The organism is Streptomyces sp. NBC_01537 (assembly GCF_045040445.1).
Lineage (GTDB): Bacteria > Actinomycetota > Actinomycetes > Streptomycetales > Streptomycetaceae > Actinacidiphila.
The window spans coordinates 4,351,851-4,367,547 of record NZ_CP109392.1 but is presented as its reverse complement, the minus strand read 5'-3'; the positions used below and the strand labels follow the sequence as shown (position 1 = coordinate 4,367,547).

The window sequence follows — 15,697 nt, the reverse complement described above, 5'->3', positions numbered from 1 at the left end:
GTGTCAGCGCGCCTGGATAGTCTCCGTGGGCATGCCAACTGGCAGCGCTCGCAACGGGAGGGGACCCTATGGCTCACCAGGCCATCAGACGGTATGCGGCTGCCACGGCGGCCGCCGCGCTTGTACTCATCGCCCCGGGCACGGCCTTAGCGGCTACGAACGCGCCGCCGTCACAGCCGCTGCTGTCCGAACTGACCACCGGTTCCAAGGCCTGCGCCGCTGGGGCCGACCGGCCCTACGTCTCCGGCGTGCCGCAGCTGCACGCGGTGCTGCGCGACCCGGACGCCACCGGCGCCCAGACGGTGTCGCTCAAGGCACAGTTCGAGGCGTCCTGGACCGACGCGGCCGACGCGCTCCAGACCCGCACCTACACCACCACCTACTCGCTGAGCAGCGGGTCGACCTTCTACTGGACGGCCTCTTCGGACATCCCGGCCGACACGGTGGTCTCCTGGCGGGTCCGGGCCACGGACGGCACCGACTGGTCGCCGTGGAGCTCGGACGGCGGCCAGGGCGAGTGCGAGTTCATCTACGACAGCATCAGCCCGGACAAGCCTGCCGTCTCCTCGGCCGAATATCCGGACGACCAGAACTGGTACGACGGCGTAGGGACGTACGCCGGCTTCACCTTCGACTCGCCGTCGGACGACGTGGTGGCCTACCGCTACTCCTTCACCGGTGGTGGCACCGCGACCGTACAGGCGCCGAATCCGGGTGACCCGGCGTCGATCCGGTGGATGCCCGAGCGGGCGGCCCCTTATGTCCTCGCCGTGCAATCGGTCGACAGGTCCGGCCGGTTGAGCGCTTCCGCCAACTACACCTTCAAGGTGGCGGAGGGCCGCGCCCCCGTCGGGTCCTGGACGCTCGCGGACGCGGCCGGTTCGCCCGAGGCGACCGTCGGCAGCGGTGTGACCTTCGGCGCGCCGGGCCCGGCGGGCACGGATCTCGCGGCGGCCGCGGAGTTCGACGGCACGGCGGAGGCGTATGTGACGCCGGGCGCGCCGGTCGCCGACACCACGAAGACCTTCGCGGTCAGCGCGTGGGTGCGCCCGGCCTCGGTGGACCAGGATCTCGTGGCGGTCAGCCAGAACCCCGGGGTATCCCTCGGCCTTACCGACGGTTCCTGGTCCTTCGCGCTCGGCGGCGTCCAGGTGACCGGCGGCAGCCCCTCGCCCGGAGAGTGGGCGCACCTCGTCGGCGTGTACGACGCCGAGCTGAACTCGGCCCGGCTGTACGTCAACGGGACCCCCGTCGGCTCGGCCGACGCCTCCCCCGCGGCGTCCGGCGGCGACCTGAACATCGGCCCCGGCTGGCAGGGCGGCCTCGCCGACATCCGGGTCTGGGACCGTGTCGTCGTCCCGGCCGAGGTCACCCAGCTCGCTGCCCGCACCGCCCAGCGCCACGGCTACTGGCAGCTCAACGACGCCCTGGACGGCGCTGCTCCCGACCTCGGCGGCGGCCAGCCGCTCACCCTCGCCGGCGACGCGTCCATCTACACCCTCCCGGCGGACACCTGCGACTGGCTCGACCCCGACTGCGTCCCCGCCGCCGACCCCCTCGCCGGCACAGGCAACCTCGTGCTCGACGGGGACGGCGACTACGCCTCCACCGTGACCCCCGTTGCCGACACCGACGACAGCTTCACCCTCACCGCCCTTGTACGGCTGGACGACCCCGACGCCACCCGCGACATGGCCGTCCTCTCCCTGCCGGGCGAGCACACCAACGCCGTCGTCCTGCGCTACGCCGCCGCCACCCACAGCTGGGAGCTGACCTTCTCCCACGCCGACAGCCCCGACGCCGCCGTGACCACCGTCCGCACCTACGCCGGCCCCGGCGACACCACCGGCGTCCAGGCCCTCGCTGTCGTCTACGACGACAGCGCCGATCAGATCCGCCTCTACGTCGACCGCCAGCTCACCACCACCGCCCAGGTTTCCCTTGCGAGCGCCGACACCTGGAAGGCCACCGGCGGCCTCCAGATCGGCCGTGCCCTGACGGCGACCGCCGACGGCACCGGCTGGGGCGACTACCTCGACGGCCAGATCGACGAGGTCCGCGCCTACGCCGGTGTCCTCAGCGCCACGGCGATCACCCAGGTCGGCTCGGGAATCGAGCTTCCCGACATGTGACGCAGGAGCCCCACAAACGCCTACTGGCGTCTGTGGGGCTCCTGTTATGCTCACGACACTTGCATGGGGGGATAGCCGGGGGGCTTGAGAACTGCGCAGCCGACTCGCGTGCCGAGCCGCCGCTGATGTCCTGCCATGCCTTTCTTCTTGAACACCAGGAGGAACGGGTGGCCCGCAGTGCCCTCGTCCGTAGCGGCATCGCCGCCTTCGCGCTGTTCGTCGGTGCCTTGCCACTGACGGCTCCCGCACACGCAGAGACCGTTTCGGAAACGGTCATCCCCGCCACCGCCCAGGTGACCCCGCGCATCGCGTATGTGCAGAGCGCGGGCGCGACAGGCTTTCTCGAATACCGGTACGCGGCCTCGGGCAGTGGGCGTCTGTACTGGACCGGCTACGACGGCACCCGGCGGGAGGTGGCCGGCACCGAGGGGGTGGGGACGGGCACCAACGGCAAGTACGGCGCCAGCTCCGATGTCGTGGCACTCCAGAACGGCGACGAGGTGCTGCTGCGCGACATGAGCACGGGTGCCGAGGAGACCATCACCCGTCCCGCCGGGCAGAGTTATATGCGGACGTACGGGAGTACGGTCCTCACCGGCGTCACGGACTCCTCCGGCAACCGGACCGCCCTCCATCTGCTGCGCGAAGAGGCCGGCGCGACGGTGGATCTTCCGGTGACCGGCCTGCCGGACGGGACGGTCATCCCCGTCCACCCGCTGGACGGAGACGCCGACGGACTCCTGCTGTATGTCCAGCTCCCGGGCAGCACGGTCTTCCGCTGCGCATGGGTGGACCTGGGCTCCGGCGTGGCGACGGTGCTCCCCTCGGGCGTCGCCTACTCGGATTCCGTGGTCAACGGCCACTATCTGACGAGCTGGGCCCCCTCGAAGACCATCCAGGTCTTCGCCAACGGCTCGTACGACTCGCCCGTCAGGACGGTCCAGTTGGCCGACCGCACCGACACCGCGCTCTTGGGCACGGTCGGCGACGCAGCCATCATCGCGCGCCACATCGCGGACTACGGCAAGGACTACGCGTCCGAGAACCGCCCGGTCTGGCGTATCTCCGCCGTGCCCTTCGACGGTTCCGCCGAGCGTGTTCTGGCCACCCGCGCGAGCAAGACGGTCTCCAGCGCCCCTGACGGAAGCCTGGTGTTCGCCGGTGGTGAGTCAGCGGCGGACTACGGCATCGCCACCATCACCGCTGACGCCGACGGCCACCCCCAAGTGCGGCGGGTCGTGGATCTGGCGTCCGTACCGATGTCCGTCGAATCGCTTGATCTCACCGGCGGGCAACTGAGCACATTCGAGTACGGTGACTACGCGACGCGGCTGTTCAGCCGGTCCGTCCTCGACAGCGGGGAACTGACGGTGGGCACGCGTGCGGAACGCGGGAGCATCACCAAGTGCTGGGCGGCGTACAGCCCGTGCCCCGCGCTCACCGGCAACGGTGACGGCCGGTTGTTCTACGGAACGCTCTCGTCCAGCGGGTCGGGCGAGCAGAAGAGCATCTACGCACTGGAGCCCGGCCAGTCACTCCCCGCCACCGAGATCGCCACGGCCGCCACTTACGACGCGGTCAAGGACGCCTCGGGACGCTATGCCGTCTGGAAGGAGTACACCGGGAGCGGCGACATACAGCTGGTGGTGAAGAATCTCGACAGCGGAACCACCGTGCTCACCCGCACCGGTGACCAAGTACCGGACGCGGAGGCCCTGTGGGGCGGGACGCTGTGGTCACAGCGCGGGGGAACGCTCACCGCCACCGACATCCTCACACACGAGACGATCACCACCGCGAGCCTCGGAGCGTTGTGCACGACCCCCAGCACCTATGAAATCAAGTCGGTGGGACGCTGGGTCCTCTGGCGCGGATACTGCTCCCTCTCGTCCGGGGGAGGAGAGACCAAGAGCTTTGTTTACGACACCCGGAAGCGGACGTGGATCAGCGTCCCCTATGCCACCTCGACCGGTCTGGGCGACGGCTTCGTGGTGACAGGCCGGCTCACCATCACCGACCTCACTACCGGCTCGGCCGTGAGCAGGCAGCTCGACGTGACGGCCGCACGCTTGGACGTCGACCCGTACACCGGTCTCATCGCCTATGTGGACCCCGCTACCCAGGACATTCATGTCGTGCCCAGCGGTATCCCCGCCACGGCCCTGTCGGTGCTCGGCTCCACGCCCGACGCGTCCGTCGACCTGAAGGCGGCGTCGCCTTCGTGGGACGGGAAATGGTGGCTGTCGAAGCCTGCGGCCTCCTGGACGCTGGCTTTCAAGAACAAGGCAACCGGAACGACAGTCCGCACTCTGTCGGGAACCGGAGCGGCGGACACCATCGAGGCGTCGTGGAACGGCAGGACGTCTGCTGGGGTGTATGCCCCGAACGGTACGTACACCTGGACTCTTGTGGCGCAGCCGGCCGACGGATCGGGGAGCGCGGTCACGCAGTCGGGCACGCTGAAGCTGACCGGTGGTGCGGCGGTGCGCCGCGACCACGCCGGCTCGGACGGATTCGGGGATCTGCTGACCCTGAGCTCCTCCGGTGCCCTGACGTTCCAGAAGGGCACGGGCACCGGCAAGTTCAGCGGCACGGTGTCGGCGTCGGGCTGGCCGGCTTCTGTGAAGGCGGTGCCGTTCGGGGATCTGAGCGGTGACCGGTGCAATGACGTGCTGGTGCGGCTCGCCAACGGCTCCATGCGGGCGTACCGGCCGGGCTGCGGCAAGGCGCTGACGACCTCGACGGCGTACACCTCGCTGGGGACGGGCTGGAACCAGTACGACCTGCTGACCTCCCCCGGCGACCTGACGGGCGACGGCCGCGCCGACCTCATCGCGCGGAACTCCTCGACGGGTGCGGTGTACCTGTACAAGGCGACGAGCGCGGGGAAGCTTTCGGCGCGGGTGAAGCTCTACTCCAACTGGAAGACCTACAAGAAGATCGTCGGCGCCGGTGACCTCAACGGCGACGGCTTCGGCGATCTGCTGGCCCAGGACAAGTCCAACGTTCTGTGGCGTTACAACGGCACGGGTACGGGCGGTTTCAAGTCCCGGGTGAAGGTGGCCTCCGGCTGGGGTGCGTCCTACAACGCTGTGGTCGGTGTCGGGGACATCACGGGTGACGGCAAGGCGGACCTGGTGGCCCGGGACACCTCCGGCAACCTGTGGCGCCAGAGCGGCAACGGCAAGGGCGGCTTCGCGGCCCGTACGAAGATCGCCACCGGCTGGAAGGCCTACAAGGGCCTCTTCTGAGCCGCGAGTTCAGTCCACTGTTCCTGTTCCTGTTCCTGTTCCTGCTCCGTAGGAGAAGCGTGTTCAAATCCCACCGGTACGTGCTGCGTACCGCGCTCGTACCGATGCTGGCCGCCACCGTCATCGGCTCCGGCGCCCTGGCGCCCGCCGCGTCGGCGGCCACGGCGGCCACCGCGCCCTGGGGCGCGCCCGTTGCGCTCACCGGCACCGCGGACATCACCTCGCTGCTGGACCTGACGGTCGCGGCGGACGGGTCGGCGGTCGCGCTGTGGCACTCGATGCCGGACAGCCGATCCGAGAACGACGTGTATGTGTCGGTACGGCCGGCCGGGAGCAGCGCGTGGGGAGCGGCGCATCAGCTGGATGTGACGCCGACCGAGCGGGGCGAGGGCACGTTGCTGGCCTCGCCGGACGGGTCGGTGACGGCGGCGTGGACGGAGTTCCCGAACGATGTGGCGCCGACTACGGCGAACCCGGGGGGACGGCTGCTGACGGCAGTCCTGGCGGCGGGCGGGAGCACGTGGTCGGAGCCGGTGGAGCTGGACAGCGCCGCGAGCTGGCTGGGTGACGTACGGCTGGCCGAGGACCCGAAGGGCGGCCTGGCGACGGCGGTGTGGACGGCGAACTCGGGGTCCGGGTCCCAGATCCACTCGGCGGTGCGCGAGCAGTCGGCCGGTGGCTGGTCGGCGGCGGAGCGGCTGGACGTGCCCAGCGTCACGGGCGCGACCGCGGGCGGCCCGCAGGTGGCCGTGGACCAGTACGGGACGACCACGGTCGCGTACCGCGAGCAGGTCGTGGACCAGGACGCCGGTACGGAGGAGCTGACGATCCGTACGGTCACCAAGGCCCTGTCCGCCACGGCCTGGGGCGACCCGGTCACCGTCTCGGACGCGTCGGCCCTGGCCGGGTGGCCGAGGCTGGGCGTGGCCGTCGACGGTGACGCGACCCTCGTGTGGCACGCCACCGACCCGTCCACCGAACAGGCGACCCTGGTGTCGGCCACCCGGCCCGCCGCGACCGGCGTGTGGGGCGCGATCGAGCCGGTGACCGGCGCTCTCGACGACGCCACCACGACCACGGACCCGCTGATCGGCCCGAACGGCGATGTCACCGTCCTGTGGGTCGACTACACGACGTCCTTCGGCACCCGTACCGCGACCCGCTCCGCCGCCACCGGCACCTGGTCGGCCGTGCGGACGCTCTCCACGCAGTACGTGCCCGAGCAGTTCGACGCGACGATCGACGAAGACGGCACCGTGCAGGCCGTCTGGACCCAGGACGCCTCCGCCGCCGACGAAGCGCCCCGCGTCCTCGTAGGGTCGGCCATGGTCAACGGCACCTGGACCGCCCTGAAGACGCTCACCCCCACGGCCACCGATTCTGTCTACGGCCAGGTGGCCGTGGCCCCCGACGGCCGGGCGACCGCCGCCTGGGCCGCGACGGTCGACGACGACAGCAGCAGTCAGCACTGGCAGCTGTCCAGCGCCTCCACCATCCCGGCTGCGGCCACCGCCCCGGCCGTCTCCGGCACCGTCCGCACCGGCTCCACCGTCGCCTGCAAGGTGACCTGGAGCGGGGCGACCTCGGCCACCTCGTACGCCTGGCTGCGCGACGGCAAGGCCATCGCCGGCGCGACGGCCGCGAAGCGCAAGCTGACCGGCGCCGACTACGGCCACAAGGTCGCCTGCCGGGCCTCGGCCGCCAACGAGGGCGGCAGGGCCACCGCCACCTCGGCGGCGAAGAAGGTCGCGGCGGGGCCGGCGCTGACCGCCACCACCAAGCCCTCCATCACGGGCACCGCGAAGGTCGGGAAGAAGCTGACGGCCAAGGCGGGCAAGTGGAGCCCCGCCGCCACCTCCTACAGCTACCAGTGGAAGCGCGGCGGCACGTCGATCAAGGGCGCCACCAAGTCCACGTACAAGCCGGTGAAGGCCGACAAGGGCAAGAAGCTGACGGTCACGGTCACGGCCAAGCTCACCGGTTACGCCAACGGCTCCGCCACCAGCAAGTCGGTCAAGATCAGCGGCTGACGCCGGATACCCGCACTGCACGCACTGCACGCACTGCACGTACACATCGCAAACAGGGGGGAACCTGTGATGCAACACAGACGCCGCCGGCTGACGACCGCCGCCATCGCGCTCGCGCTCACCTCCGGTGCGGCCGTCGCGACCGGCGCGGTCACCGCCGCGACGGCCAGCGCCGCGGACTCCACCGGGGTCTCGATACCGTCGCCGGACGCGAGCGTCGACCGCGGGGTGAAGATCCTCGCGAGCGGCCTGAACGGCGTGCTCTACCAGGAGGAGGGCACCGCGGGCTATCTGTGGACGAACACCTCCAACAGCGGTACGAAGACGGTGACCGCGCTCGCGGGGGTCGAGCCGGAGGCGATCGTCAGCGGGTACGACGCGTACAACCGGGTCGGGTACTGGAGCACCGCCGAGGACGGCAGCGCCGTGATCACCTGGCTGTGGATGGAGAACAGCAACCCCGCGCAAACCCTCACGGTGCCCAGCGGCTATGAGAACCCGCAGGCGAGCGGCGGGTTCGTGGTGGCCTCGCACGCGCTGGAGGACGGTTCGCGCGAGCTGCGGGTCCTGCGGGGCGGCGGCGCGACCCCGTACGACGTCCAGGTGCAGCTTCCCGCGGGCGCCGAGGCCGGGGCCGAGCCGGAGGTGCTGGCGGGGGAGGGGACGGACCTGATCCTCGGGTACCGGCAGGACGGCAAGCCGGCGTACGCGATCGTCAGCGGCATCACCGGCGCGGTGCGGGTGCTGCCGGTGACGGGGACGGCGAGTAATTTCCGGATGACGACGGGCCGGGTCAGCTGGTTCAGCCGGGAGGGCGCCGACGGCACCACCGGCTTCCGGGTCCTGAGCCGGACCGGTACGTCCACGACCCCCGCGATCACGCCCGTGACCCCGCAGTCCGAGGACAGCGAGATCCACTCCTACCTCGTGGGCGCCAACGTGCTCTGGTACGAGGGCTCGCACGGGCCGCTGCAGGGCTCGTCGGTGCTGGCCGACGTGGACCAGGCCTTCCAGCACGGGAGCGGGGCGATGCTCGCGGTCGGCCGGGCCACCGCGGACGGCACGCGCGCCATCCACTACCTCTCGGTGGACGGCAACGGCGAGATCTCCGACTATTCGCTCCACACGCTGGCACCGGTCCTCTACTACGGCTCCGTCCAGGCGCTGAGCCTGGACCGGGGCACCGTACGCTTCGTCAACTCCCTGCGCGGCTCCCTGAGTCTGGAGGGCAAGGACATCGGCCCCGGCCTGGACCCGGTCGCCGGGGCGGACGCCGCGTCGGTGGCCACCACCTCCGGCGCGGGACGCTTCGCCGACGGCACCGACGAGGGCCTGGCCCTGCTCACCGCCGACCCGGACACCGGCCTGGACGTCCTGACCACCGCCGACGACAGCGCCGGCATCGCGCTCCCCAACTCCGGCGGCCGGATCGTTGACGCCTCGCCGCAGTACGTGCTCTACGAGACCGGTGACAGCACGAGGCAGTACGTGGTGGACATCGGCCGGAACGCGATCGTCCGCGCCCAGGCCGCCGAGGCCTCGGCGCTCGACTACGCCACCTTGTGGACCCCCTCGCCGACCACCCCCGGCACGGTCGTCGCCATCAGCATGCGCACCGGCAAGACCCTGAAGACCCTCGACCTCGGCTACGACTGCACCCCGGACGACCTGCGGGCCACCACCGCGCTCCTGTACTGGAGCTGCGGGGCCGCGGCCGAGGCGGGCGTCCGCAACATCGCCTACGGGCAGAACTACTACGCCCCCGTCGGCGCCGACCTCCTCCTCGGCGACAACTTCTACGCCTACTACGACGCGGCCGCCGGTGTGATCCGGCGGTACGAGGCCATGAACGACGGCAACTCCTCCCTGGACCCGATCACCGGCGTCAAGGCCACCGCGGCCACGGACACCCGGGGTGTCACCTGGGCCGTCGACCCACACTCGAACAAGGTGGCCTACGTCGACTCGAACGAAGTCGTCCATGTCGTCAAGGCCTACTCCTCCCTGTACCTCGTCTCCGCCCTCTCCGTGCCCGACTCCACCGTCCCCGCCACCTTCGCCTCGGCCGGCGGCGCCGCCCGCTGGAAAGCCCAGTGGTGGCTGTCCAAGCCCGCCGCCTCCTGGACCGTGACCCTCAGGAACACCGCGACCGGCGCCACGGTGAGGACCTGGACCGGCGGCGAAAGCCGCAGCACCGTCCGGCTCGCCTGGGACGGCAAGGACGACGCCCTCACCCTGCTCCCCAACGGCTCGTACACCTGGACCCTCACCGCCGCCCCGGCCGACGGCCAGGGCGCCGCGCTCACCAGGTCCGGCACCGTGGCCCTCACCGGCGCCACCGCCGTCCGCCGCGACCACGCCGGCTCGGACGGCTTCGGCGACCTGCTGACCCTGAGCTCGTCGGGCGCCCTGGCCTTCCAGAAGGGCACCGGCACCGCCGCCGGAAAGTTCAGCGGCACCCTGTCCGCCTCCGGCTGGCCGACCTCGGTGAAGGCGGTGTCGTTCGGGGACCTGAGCGGTGACCGTTGCAACGACGTGCTGGTGCGGCTCGCCAACGGCTCCATGCGGGCGTACAGGCCGGGCTGCGGCAAGGCGCTGACGACCTCGACGGCGTACACCTCGCTGGGGACGGGCTGGAACCAGTACGACGTGCTGACCTCGCCGGGCGATCTGACGGGTGACCGGCGGGCGGATCTGATCGTCCGGAACTCCTCGACGGGTGCGGTGTATCTGTACAAGGCGACGAGTGCGGGGAAGCTGTCCGCGCGGGTGAAGCTGTACGCGAACTGGAAGACCTACAAGAAGATCGTCGGCGCCGGTGATCTGAACGGCGACGGCTTCGGCGATCTGCTGGCGCAGGACAAGTCCAATGTTCTGTGGCGTTACAACGGCACGGGTACGGGCGGTCTCAAGGCCCGGGTGAAGGTGGCCTCCGGCTGGGGCGCGTCCTACAACGTCGTGGTCGGTGTCGGGGACATCACGGGTGACGGCAAGGCCGATCTGGTGGCCCGGGACACCTCCGGCAATCTGTGGCGTCAGAGCGGCAACGGCAAGGGCGGCTTCGCGGCCCGGGTGAAGATCGCCACCGGCTGGAAGGCGTACAAGGGCATTTTCTGAGCCAAGTTCTGAGCCATGTTCTGAGCTGTGTGACGCATGTCACGCCCCCGGTAAGGGAATTGCTGGGGGCATGACAGCTCCCATCTCGGAACCACTCTCTGATGAGGAACGCCTCCGCCAACTCGGCTACACCCAGGTGCTGGCCCGCCGCATGTCCGCGTTCTCGAACTTCGCGGTCTCCTTCACCATCATCTCCGTCCTCTCCGGCTGCCTGACCCTCTACCTCTTCGGCATGAACACCGGCGGCCCCGCCGTCATCACCTGGGGCTGGGTCGGCGTCGGCCTGATGACCCTGGTCGTCGGGCTCTCGATGGCCGAGATCTGCTCCGCGTACCCGACCTCCGCCGGCCTCTACTACTGGGCGCACCGGCTGGCGCCCCCGGACAGCGCGGCGGCCTGGGCCTGGTTCGCGGGCTGGTTCAACGTCCTGGGGCAGGTCGCGGTCACCGCGGGCATCGACTTCGGTGCGGCCAGCTTCCTCAACGCCTACCTGGACCTGCAGTTCGGCTTCGACGCCACCCCCGGCCACACGGTCATCCTGTTCGCCGCGATCCTGGTCCTGCACGGCGGGCTCAACACCTTCGGCGTGCGCATCGTGGCCGTGCTCAACGACATCAGCGTGTGGTGGCACGTGGCGGGCGTCGCCCTCATCGTCGGCGCGCTGACCTTCGTGCCCGACCAGCACCAGTCGACCTCGTTCGTCTTCACCCACTTCGTCAACGAGACCGGTTGGGGAAGCGGCTTCTACGTCGTCCTCATCGGCCTGCTCATGGCCCAGTACACCTTCACCGGCTACGACGCCTCCGCCCACATGACCGAGGAGACCCACGACGCCTCCACCGCCGGCCCGCGCGGCATCGTCCGCTCGATATGGACCTCCTGGATAGCCGGCTTCGTCCTCCTCCTCGGCTTCACCTACGCCATCCAGGACTACGCCGCCGTCGCCGGCAGCCCCACCGGCGTCCCCCCTGCCCAGATCCTCATCGACGGCCTCGGCGCCACGGCCGGCAAGCTCCTCCTCCTGGTGGTGATCGGCGCCCAGCTCTTCTGCGGCATGGCCTCCGTCACCGCCAACTCCCGCATGATCTACGCCTTCTCACGGGACGGCGCCCTCCCCTTCTCCCGCTTCTGGCGGCACATCAACCCGCGTACCAAGACCCCGACCAACGCCGTCTGGCTGGCCGCCCTCGGCGCCCTCGCCCTCGGCCTGCCCTACCTCATCAACTACGCCGCCTACGCCGCCGTCACCTCCATCGCCGTCATCGGCCTCTACATCGCCTACGTCATCCCCACCCTCCTGCGCCTCTTCAAGGGCGACGCCTTCGAACGCGGCCCCTGGCACCTCGGCCGCTGGTCCCGCCCCATCGGCGTCCTCGCGGTGGCGTGGGTGGCCCTCATCACCGTCCTGTTCATGCTGCCCCAGGTCAGCCCCGTCAAGGTCGGCACCTTCAACTACGCCCCGGTGGCCGTGGCGGTGGTGCTGGGCTTCGCGGCGGTGTGGTGGTTCGTGAGCGCCCGTACGTGGTTCATGCAGGGCGACCGGGTTGCGGCCGCCGTTACCCCCGCCCCCACCGCTACCGGAGATTGAGCCCGCCGTCGAGGAGGATGACCTCGCCCGTCAGATACCCGTGCGCCACCACCGACGCCACCAGATCGGCCACGTCCACGGGCTGCGCCGGCCGCCGCATCGGCGACCGCTCCCGCCACAGCTCGTGGGCGTCGGCCCAGTCCTTCGTCATCGGCGTGTCCACCAGCCCCGGCGCGATCGCGTTCACCCGCACCTCCGGCCCCAGCGCCGCCGCCAGCAGCTTCGTGACGTGATTCAGGGCCGCCTTGCTCGCCGCGTACGGAATCGATGACCCCTTCGGCCGTACGCCCGCGTGGCTGGTGATATTCACAATGCTCCCGCCCCCGGGCGCCACCCTCAGGGCGGGCAGCGCCGCCGTGCACAGCACCCACGGCGCGATCAGATTCACCTCCAGCAGCCGCCGCCAGTCCTCGGCCGACGCCGCCGCCAGATCCCCGTGCGGGATCGGCCAGCTGATCCCCGCGTTGTTCACCAGCACATCCAGCCGCCCGTACCGCTCCACGGCCCCCTCCACCAGCCCCCGCGCCTGCTCCTCATCCCCCAGATCCGCCTGCCCGTAACTCCCGCCCAGCTCCGCCGCCAGACCCTCCCCCGCCTCCCGGCTCCGCCGCGAGTGCACCACCACCCGCATCCCATCCGCCGCCATCCGGCGCGCCACGGCCTCCCCGATACCCGACGTCGACCCCGTCACCAGAGCCACCGGTCGCTGATCTTCCACCATGCCGGCGATCCTGCCACGCCACTGCCACGCCGCCTGATCGTCAATGCGCTCGGAGCCGGTGCCGAGGTCCGGCTATGCTGCGGTGTGCGGGCCGTTAGCTCAATTGGCAGAGCAGTGGACTTTTAATCCATTGGTTGTGGGTTCGAGTCCCACACGGCCTACCCGCAGGCGGTTGGTCTCGCCACCGCTGTCCTGCGTGAACGCGGCCCCTCCGGTTCCGACCGGAGGGGCCGCGGTGCGTTCTGAGGGCGGGTGCGTGAGCGGGCCGGACCATGATTCTCCCCGGGATGAGCTTCGCCGCGGCTTCTGCTGCCTCCTTGGCCGGCTCGGGGCAATGGCGCCGTGGCGCAAGCCGCGGACGGTGCACGACCCGGGCAAAGTCCTGCTGGATGTCGCGCTCGCGACGGCTCTGGGCGGGGACTGCCTCGCCGATGCCGCCATGCTGCGGGCCGAGCCCGACGTGTTCGGCCCGGTGGCGTCCGGCCCGACGGTCTCCCGTCTCATCGACGCCCTCGCCGCAGCCGCACCGAAGGCCCTCACCGCGATCCGCACGGCGCGAGCCGAAGTACGCACGCGGGTCTGGGAGCTGGCCGGTCAAGTGGATTCGGCTGCACCGCTGGAGCTGGACCGATCTGCGAAGGCACCTCACCGACCACACCGGCCGGTGGCGAATGCCTTCATCAGACGAGGTCGAACTCCCGGCGGCGGTGACGCACGACACCGCCCAGAACCGGATCTGGCTGGAGATCGTCTCCCTCGCGTTCGACCTCCTCGCCAGGACAGCCAAGTCCTCGGCGCACTCGCCGAGTTGCGCCTTCGTCACATCCACCAGCAGGACCGCTCAACGACACAACCGATCAAGGGTCACATGATCTGCCGCTGTAGTACACGGATGACCGTCGAGCGAAACACGCAGACTGGATACTCCAGACCGCGACAAAGTACCCCAATTGCTAATCTTGCTTGAAAAGACTTGAGCGGCATTTGAGGTAAGCGGTAAAGTATTCCAAAAGCTCGTTGACCATTCAATGACAACTGCGCTAGGTTCCGCTTCAGTCGCAAACGGCAATGTCGTGCACGACGAGTGGGGGAATCAATGAGTGCGAGTCCTTTCCAGGCCATTGACCCGGCCTGATTCCCCGCTGTAATTCACAGTCGCACTTTTCGCGTGGCTTAACTCATCAAATCGGGGAAAACACTTTCATGACCCAAAAATCAGGTAGACAGCTCGCGCTCGCCACTGTCCTGAGTATTGCAGTGGCATCCGCAGTAATCGGCCTGGGAACGGCGTCCCCTGCCGATGCCGCTTGCACGGCGGCGATTACCGATGCCGTCAGCACAGGTTGCGGCAGCACAGTGAGCACCAGCCCGACCACCAGTGCCACACCCACGCCCACAGAGACCGACGTCAAGCCCACCGGCTCCGCAGCCCCGCCGGCCAGCGGCCCGACGGTCACAGTCGCGCCCAGCCCGAGCAGCGTCCCCCCGGCCTCCGGCCCGGCCACGGTCAGCGGCAAATTCACCCTGGGCAACGGCGCGCCCCTGGCCGGCGCGACCGTTGAGCTGACCGCCGTGGACTCCGTGCCCGACGACGGGACCACGGTCACCCCCACCAGCGTGGGTACCGCCACCACCACGTCGGACGGAACCTGGTCCTTCACCCTGCCGTCCGCTCTGCCCAGCGACCTCCAGGCGCTGGCCGACGCCAACGGAGGCGTGCTCTCCCTCGAAGCCTCCTACAACGGCGGATCGCATGAACACGACGTCTGGGGTGCCAAGGACGGCGTAGAGGGGAAACCCGGTGTCATCTATTCGTTCTAAAGCCACCGTGGTTCTGATCCTTCTACTCGGGGTCACCGGATGCTCGGCCAATGGTATAGAGACCGGAACTGCCCTGCTTGGTGAGGGCTCCGGTATGGTGATCGGATATCCGAATGCCAAGATCGGCAGGAATTACCGGTTCGCTTTCCCGCTCCTCAAGAACAAGTCAAAGGAATCCATCTCGATCACTCGATTCCGCGTGGCGAGTGTCCCGCCCGGGGTCAAGGTCGTCGGATACCCGGTGTATTCGGTGTATCACACATCGGGTCATCAGCTGGCCTACGACGACTCCTCTCACGAGGGCGGACCCGAACTCGATAAGACCCCGAACTACGCCGCACACCCCTACACCATCAAGCCAGGGGTGCTCAGCGACAAGTACGCGATGGTGCACCTGCACGTGACCGGCAAAATATCCCAGCACATCAAGGGATGCGAGGTGTACTACACCCAGGACGGACGGTCGTACCGCCAGTCCCTGAACTGTGAGTTCGCCCTCGACATGAAATAGGCGGCAAGCAGACACCTCGACGGGAAGCCAGAGGTGGTCACCAGCCGCTCGAAGAGGTCGGTGATCCGGTCCGGGTGTAGCCAGGTCCCGTCCTCCTGTACTTCCGCGGCAGGAGTGGCTGGGGATGCACCCGCGCGTCGGTCGCGGACTGCCTCAGTCGAACCAGTCCGGCTCGCCGGCGTCGATCAACTCTCCCAGCACACGGTGGTCTTCGAGCGCCTGCACCAGCAGCGGTGCCAGGGCCCGCAGGGCGTCCGCGTCCTCGCCGTACGCGACGAACATGCCCGCCTCGGGGTCGAGGCCGAAGCGGTCGGTCAGTTCGGGGGCGCGTGAGCGCACCGCGGATCGTGCCACGCCGGCCCAGCCGTACCCGTTGCCTTCGTACCCGCGGTCCGCGAAGACCTTCTCGGTGTCCAGCATGTGCTGGTCACTGAGCATGAGGCAGAAACTGCCGGGCTTGTGGTCGTACTCGAAGAAGACCAGGGGTGCGAAAGTGTCGCGATCAGTCATGGGCCGACCTTATGGG

The 15,697-nt window shown here is 69.5% G+C and carries 10 protein-coding genes, 1 tRNA gene and 1 pseudogene; 10 read left to right on the top strand and 2 right to left on the bottom strand.

Translation table 11 applies throughout. From position 1 onward, the window contains the following. Positions 1-68 precede the first annotated feature (68 nt). The 5 genes from OG607_RS20060 to OG607_RS20040 all read left to right on the top strand — a co-directional run bounded on the left by OG607_RS20060 (position 69) and on the right by OG607_RS20040 (position 12,118). Entirely contained in the window at positions 69-2,132 is a 2,064-nt protein-coding gene (locus OG607_RS20060) for a LamG-like jellyroll fold domain-containing protein (protein WP_405724954.1), read from the top strand. A 167-nt stretch (positions 2,133-2,299) separates the two neighbouring features. Next, positions 2,300-5,383, top strand: coding sequence for an FG-GAP-like repeat-containing protein (locus OG607_RS20055; RefSeq protein ID WP_405724951.1), 3,084 nt, complete (start codon positions 2,300-2,302; stop codon positions 5,381-5,383). Positions 5,384-5,442: 59 nt separating this feature from the next. Next, a complete protein-coding gene (locus tag OG607_RS20050; protein ID WP_405724948.1) occupies positions 5,443-7,413 on the top strand; it encodes a hypothetical protein in 1,971 nt (656 codons plus the stop codon). A gap of 69 nt (positions 7,414-7,482) precedes the next feature. Next, positions 7,483-10,530, top strand: a complete 3,048-nt coding sequence (locus OG607_RS20045; RefSeq protein ID WP_405724945.1) for an FG-GAP-like repeat-containing protein — start codon at positions 7,483-7,485, stop codon at positions 10,528-10,530. Between the two features lie 70 nt (positions 10,531-10,600). After that, complete coding sequence (locus OG607_RS20040; protein ID WP_405724942.1) at positions 10,601-12,118, top strand: amino acid permease; 1,518 nt, start codon at positions 10,601-10,603, stop codon at positions 12,116-12,118. Here the strand turns inward: OG607_RS20040 and OG607_RS20035 are convergent. Further along, entirely contained in the window at positions 12,105-12,839 is a 735-nt protein-coding gene (locus tag OG607_RS20035; RefSeq protein WP_405724939.1) for an SDR family NAD(P)-dependent oxidoreductase, read from the bottom strand. The two genes, OG607_RS20040 and OG607_RS20035, sit on opposite strands and share 14 nt — an antisense overlap. 88 nt (positions 12,840-12,927) lie before the next feature. Here OG607_RS20035 and OG607_RS20030 point away from each other — a divergent pair. From OG607_RS20030 to OG607_RS20010, 5 genes and pseudogenes are all read left to right on the top strand, one after another. Then, positions 12,928-13,000, top strand: a tRNA-Lys gene (locus OG607_RS20030). A gap of 173 nt (positions 13,001-13,173) precedes the next feature. After that, positions 13,174-13,380: pseudogene (locus OG607_RS20025) on the top strand (transposase); the annotation flags it as partial. Between the two features lie 130 nt (positions 13,381-13,510). Next, positions 13,511-13,711, top strand: coding sequence for a hypothetical protein (locus OG607_RS20020; protein WP_405737505.1), 201 nt, complete (start codon positions 13,511-13,513; stop codon positions 13,709-13,711). Positions 13,712-14,195: 484 nt separating this feature from the next. Further along, positions 14,196-14,660: a hypothetical protein gene (locus OG607_RS20015; RefSeq protein WP_405724936.1), complete on the top strand. Its 465-nt coding sequence runs from the start codon at positions 14,196-14,198 to the stop codon at positions 14,658-14,660. Positions 14,661-14,667: 7 nt separating this feature from the next. Continuing rightward, positions 14,668-15,171, top strand: coding sequence for a hypothetical protein (locus OG607_RS20010; RefSeq protein ID WP_405724933.1), 504 nt, complete (start codon positions 14,668-14,670; stop codon positions 15,169-15,171). Positions 15,172-15,324: 153 nt separating this feature from the next. On the opposite strand, the gene OG607_RS20005 is transcribed toward OG607_RS20010, so the two are convergent. Beyond that, entirely contained in the window at positions 15,325-15,681 is a 357-nt protein-coding gene (locus OG607_RS20005; protein WP_405724930.1) for an immunity 51 family protein, read from the bottom strand. Between the last annotated feature and the right edge of the window lie 16 nt (positions 15,682-15,697).